Consider the following 2,031-nt stretch of genomic DNA (forward strand, 5'->3'; position numbering starts at 1 on the left):
AGCATAAGCTAAATTGTCCATTAGAAGGGTTTCGATCGTGCTCTTTTGGACAAAACCATCAAAAAACCGAACCGAAATACTGGGAATTACACATTACTAACATATATGAAAAGGTCCATGGAATAAACAATCCATGGGCCTGACGCTTAATTACTTACCTTTCCGAAATAATCAAGTAATATTTCTTCTTCCCTCTACGAATAATCGTAAATTTGCCTTCAATTTTGTCCGAGTCACCCAATACATACTGCACATCAGTTACTCGGTCACCATTAATGTAGATCGCACCGTTTTGAATATCTTCCCGGGCTTGCCGCTTCGATGGGGAAATTTTTGCCGCCACGAGTAAATCAACCAAGTTGGCTTCTGCCTCCGTATTTGTAAATGAAGGAACATCTTTAAAACCTTGTTCGATTTCGGCACCGTTTAATTCTTTAATATTTCCGCTGAACAACGCTTTGGAAATGCGAATTGCTTGTTTCAATGCCGCTTCCCCATGGACTAGTTTTGTTACATCTTCCGCTAACGCTTTTTGGGCAAGACGTTTTTCCGGTTGTTCCGCTGTTGCTTTTGCCAATTCCTCAATTTCTTCATGGGAGAGGAAAGTAAAGTATTTTAAGTAATTCACAACATCGCGGTCATCGGTATTAATCCAGAATTGATAAAATTCATATGGTGTTGTTTTTTCCGGATCAAGCCAGACTGCATTTCCCTCTGTTTTCCCAAATTTTGTTCCGTCCGCTTTCGTTACAAGTGGAACCGTCAATCCAAATGCTTTTGCCTCTTCATGTGTTTTCCGAATCAATTCAAGCCCGGCTGTAATATTGCCCCATTGGTCGCTCCCACCGATTTGCAGGCGGCAGTTTTCTGTTTCATATAATTTTAAGAAATCAAGGGACTGCAAAATCATGTAACTAAATTCAGTAAAAGAAATCCCGGTTTCCAGACGGGATTGAACCGTATCTTTTGCCAACATGTAGTTTAATCCGAAATTTTTCCCAACATCCCGTAAAAAAGTAATGACATCCATCTTCCCTGTCCAATCATAGTTATTCGCCATGGTGGCCGGGTTCTCTTTGCTGTCAAAATCAAGAAAACGGGATAATTGTCCTTTTATGCTTTCCACCCAATTTTCCACGGTTTCTTTTGCATTCAGTGTCCGTTCTGCTTTTTTACCGCTCGGGTCACCGATTAATCCGGTTGCTCCGCCGACGAGCGCAATTGGTTGATGTCCGGCCAATTGAAAACGACGAAGTATTAAAATCGGCAACAAATGCCCAATATGCAAACTGTCTGCTGTTGGGTCAAATCCACAGTACAATTTAACACTTTCTTCGGCTAATAATTTTTTTAAACCTTCTTCATCTGTAATCTGATTGATTAACCCTCGGTATTGTAAATCCTCTAATAAGTCCATCACTCAATCTCCTTTTCCAAAATAATAAGCAAAATGAAAACTCTCATTTCACATCACAATTTTTTCCCTATTGTCCTTTTAAAAAATTGGGCAAAATAAAACTTGTACTCCGTGGTCGCAATATTTTCCGGTCCAAACCCTACATCCGAAAAATTATGCAAAATATACCAGAACTCCTTAGTTGCAACATTTCCGACCCAGCCCTGTACCCGAAATTTTAACAAAATAAACTCAGACTCCTTAGTCGCAATATTTTCCAATACGAACCCTGTACCCGAAAATTTGGGCAAAATAAAAATCCCTCCGAATCAATCGAAGGGACGAATCTATCGCGGTACCACCCAACTTGAGGAAAATTTCCTCCACTCATTTTGCTAACGGACAACCGTTCACTGCTACGAACCACATAAACCTTGTTCACAGTGAATGCTCAGGGATGTAATTCGTTTTCCTATTTGTACCGGTTTCCACCACCCACCGGTTCTCTCGAAACAGGGATAGCAAAACTACTAAATTCCCATCATTGCTTAATTATACATTTTGTTACCATATTTTTAGCATATTCATCAAAAGATGTCAAACTTTGTTGTTGCCATTTAATCAAAATGTGAAAA

General features: G+C 39.7%; 2 protein-coding genes and 1 other annotated feature. Both genes read right to left on the reverse strand.

Going from position 1 to position 2,031, the window contains the following annotated elements; genetic code table 11:
• Positions 1-154 precede the first annotated feature (154 nt).
• Positions 155-1,417, reverse strand: coding sequence for a tyrosine--tRNA ligase (gene tyrS, locus LIZ98_RS17335; RefSeq protein WP_227140385.1), 1,263 nt, complete (start codon positions 1,415-1,417; stop codon positions 155-157).
• 53 nt (positions 1,418-1,470) lie between these two features.
• Positions 1,471-1,707 carry a hypothetical protein gene (locus LIZ98_RS17340; RefSeq protein WP_227140384.1) on the reverse strand — a complete coding sequence of 79 codons (237 nt, stop codon included), beginning with the start codon at positions 1,705-1,707 and terminating at the stop codon, positions 1,471-1,473.
• 23 nt (positions 1,708-1,730) lie between these two features.
• Positions 1,731-1,950: a binding site (T-box leader), on the reverse strand.
• Positions 1,951-2,031: the final 81 nt, after the last annotated feature.

Origin of the sequence: Caldibacillus sp. 210928-DFI.2.18 (assembly GCF_020554505.1) — a bacterium.
In the GTDB taxonomy this organism is placed as follows: domain Bacteria; phylum Bacillota; class Bacilli; order Bacillales; family Caldibacillaceae; genus Caldifermentibacillus; species Caldifermentibacillus hisashii.

Excerpts from the sequence above, each read along its gene's own strand:
- tyrS (WP_227140385.1), bottom strand. The coding sequence starts at position 1,417 with ATGGACTTATTAGAGGATTTACAATACCGAGGGTTAATCAATCAGATT.